4 protein-coding genes and 1 pseudogene are annotated in these 3,078 nt (G+C 34.9%); 4 read left to right on the plus strand and 1 reads right to left on the minus strand.

The features are described 5' to 3' along the window. Positions 1-113: 113 nt before the first annotated feature. Together J582_RS26885 and J582_RS24385 are read left to right on the plus strand one after the other, a co-directional pair. Positions 114-258 (plus strand): annotated as a pseudogene (locus tag J582_RS26885) (hypothetical protein); the annotation flags it as partial. Between the two features lie 41 nt (positions 259-299). Continuing rightward, positions 300-728: a hypothetical protein gene (locus tag J582_RS24385; RefSeq protein ID WP_031981994.1), complete on the plus strand. Its 429-nt coding sequence runs from the start codon at positions 300-302 to the stop codon at positions 726-728. A 14-nt stretch (positions 729-742) separates the two neighbouring features. Here the strand turns inward: J582_RS24385 and J582_RS24390 are convergent, their stop codons facing one another. Beyond that, positions 743-1,180, minus strand: a complete 438-nt coding sequence (locus tag J582_RS24390) for a PaaI family thioesterase (protein WP_016804927.1) — start codon at positions 1,178-1,180, stop codon at positions 743-745. A gap of 185 nt (positions 1,181-1,365) precedes the next feature. On the opposite strand from J582_RS24390, the gene J582_RS24395 reads away from it, so the two are divergent. Together J582_RS24395 and J582_RS24400 are read left to right on the plus strand one after the other, a co-directional pair. Beyond that, positions 1,366-1,776 carry a GFA family protein gene (locus J582_RS24395; RefSeq protein ID WP_031981997.1) on the plus strand — a complete coding sequence of 137 codons (411 nt, stop codon included), beginning with the start codon at positions 1,366-1,368 and terminating at the stop codon, positions 1,774-1,776. Between the two features lie 300 nt (positions 1,777-2,076). Further along, positions 2,077-3,078, plus strand: a 1,002-nt coding sequence (locus J582_RS24400) for an Hsp70 family protein (RefSeq protein WP_032048813.1), incomplete at its 3' end; no start/stop codon positions are given.

The following is a 3,078-nucleotide window of genomic DNA, read 5'->3' on the forward strand; positions in this document are numbered from 1 at the left end:
CTGGGCTCGAACCAGGGACCTGCGGATTAACAGTCCGTCGCTCTACCGACTGAGCTATGGGAGAATCTGCATGCGATTATAAGGAGATTTTGACAAGGGTCAAGTGAAAATCGTCATGTTTCCTTCATTTTTGTGTTGTATGCTTCTTATTTGATCAAGTTGAGTAGCGAGGATATAAATTACTTGCACTTTAAAAACTCAATTGCTAGATTCAAAAAAGAACAAGCGTTTGGAGTAATCCAAACAGTGTGGATTTAAACCAACTTGCCAGCACTAAAATGGCTAAATCGGAGATAAGTATGAAAACACTTACTGTTGCTTCTATTTTTTCTAATTTTGATTTTTATCAACGCAATTATCTTAATATTTTAAATCAACCAGAATCTTATTACACACTTGTAGAAGATGCATGGATCAATGCTTTTCCATTTAAAAAGCAGGACTTGTACTTAGGTGACTTATTACAACTCTGGTTTAGTTTAAAATGGGATGCGCATACTTCACTGAAAGTTTTAAAGTGTTCCAAGTTACTAGATCAATCTAAACCCCTCTATATTTTCCAGCTCGAAGGCGAATTATTACTAGGTAAAAATAAAGTCTTAGCTTGGTCTACTCAGCATAATGAAGTGGTCGAGCTTCAACTTAAGAATATTTGGGCACTCTATGTGATTGCACAAACTTGTGACCGTCCAGATCTTCCTGACTTAATAAAAAAGGCAGCCATTTAAAGCTGCCTTAGTTTTCATGGTCGAATGATCATGCAGGTTGCTGTTGCATACGCATAAAGTTTACCTTCTTCATCAATAATTTTACCTTCGGAAATACCTAAGTTTTTACTTAAATTAATGACTTTACCAGTGGCAATTAAAGCCTGATTTTGAGGAATAGGGCGGCACATTTTCACGTTAAGGTCGATGGTGCCATAACCTACACCTGCAGGTAACATCGTATGGACAGCACAGCCAGTCACCGAGTCTAGGACTGTTGCTGCAAAACCACCATGTACACCACCTAATGGGTTTAAGTGATTATGATCTGCTTGTGCTTTGAAAGTCACACATCCTTCAGAAATTTCAGTAGGTTGCATTGGAATAGTTTTGCTTATACTGGCAGGTGGAATGTGACCTTCAATCATGGCTTGTAAAAATTCGAGGCCTGTCATTTCCATAGGATTTTTCATTTTTTGAGTCCTTCAGTAATTAAGTTCTAAAATGGAACTTGATGTTAAATTAGGCGTTAAAATGCATATTGTCAAGTTGGCGAGTATAAGAAATATGACTATTTTATAGTTTATGAACTTGTAAAATGTGGTTGAGTAGAATATTTTATAACCCTAAAAATATAAACTTCTTGTGGAAAATAATAATGAACGGTCAGTGTCTATGCGGTGAAACAACTTTTGAAGTTGAACTAAAAAATCATGATGTACATGCTTGCCATTGTTCGATGTGTCGTAGACAAACTAGTGGTGTCAATATGACAGTTGATGTGGTCAAAGGCAGTTTAAAGTTTATTCAGCAAAAGCATCTTAGTGTATTTAACTCTTCTGACTGGGGAGAACGAGGCTTTTGTAATGCTTGTGGAACAACAATTTTTTGGAGAACGAAAGATCAAAGTTACTGCAATATCAATGCATTTTCTTTAAATGAGCCAGTAGAAGGCATGAATTTAGATATGGAAATTTTTATTGATTCAAAACCCGATTTTTACACTTTTCAAAATCAAACAAAAAAACTAACTGAGGCTGAGGTGTTCGCATTGTTTAACCCAGAATAATTTTAATTATAAAAAAAGGCCTCAATTTTGAGGCCTTTTTCAATTTTATAAATTATTTTATGAAGAAATATTAAATTAGAATTATATATAGACCTAATTGCTAAAATTAGGCTTTACAATAAAAAAATTGGAGTTGAAACTAATGAGAGAATCTTCGAGTATAGAAGATTATGAAAATAAAAAATTAAATATTCTAATAAAATTGAATCAATAAGTTTTAATAGTAACTAAAACTCGCCAATATTTATTAAATCGAATAAAATAATTTTAAAATGAATATTTCTAAATTATTGATAGAAAATGATAGATACTAAACCTCTTATAGCAATTGATCTTGGAACCAGTAATTCACTTGTTGGTATTTTTGAAAATGGTCAGTCCAGACTTATTAATAATCCTTATGGTATGAAAACTACACCTTCAGCTATTGCACTGGATGAGCAGGGGCAAATATTAATTGGGCAAGCTGCATTGGAGTTAAGAAGCTGTGGTAAAGAGGTATTAACTAGTTTTAAGCGATTAATGGGGACTTCAAAAAGATTAAAATTAGGTCAACAGAGCTTTTCAGCAGTTGAATTGTCTTCATTGATATTAAAATCTCTTAAAGAGGACGTAGAGCAGGCTTTACAATGTGAAGTAGAGGATGCTGTGATTACAGTGCCTGCTTACTTTAATGATATCCAACGTCAAGCAACTATATCTGCTGCAGAACTTGCTGGTTTAAAAGTTAGTCGACTCATTAATGAACCTACGGCTGCGGCTTTAGCATATGGACTAGGTCAAACACAGGATAGTTGTTTCCTAATTTTTGATTTAGGTGGGGGAACCTTTGATGTCTCAATTGTTGAGTTGTTTGATGGCATTACTGAAGTGAGAGCTAGTGCAGGAGATAATTATTTAGGTGGAGATGACTTTGTCCAGTTGCTAATGAAGCAATACTGGAAACAGTATGCAACTATTTTTGGCTATACTGAAAATACTATTCCATTTGATATTGAAACAGCATTAAGAGCTAGAGCACAACATAGTCTCCATGTTTTAAGTAAAGAAGCAAAAACAGAGTTAATATTTAAATGGAAAGATAAGGAAGCAACTTTAGAAATTACCCAAGAAGAATTCGCAGTATTGGCTGAGCCATTACTGCTTAGATTGCGCCGTCCATTAGAGCGTGCCTTAAGAGATGCTAGGGTTCTGCCTCAACAGGTTGACCAAATTATTATGGTAGGTGGTGCAACACGTATTCCGGTAGTTCGCAAATTGGTAACAAAATTATTTGGCCGTTTTCCCTCGACAAGTGTCCAA

The organism is Acinetobacter sp. 1566109 (genome assembly GCF_000582255.1).
GTDB lineage: Bacteria > Pseudomonadota > Gammaproteobacteria > Pseudomonadales > Moraxellaceae > Acinetobacter > Acinetobacter nosocomialis.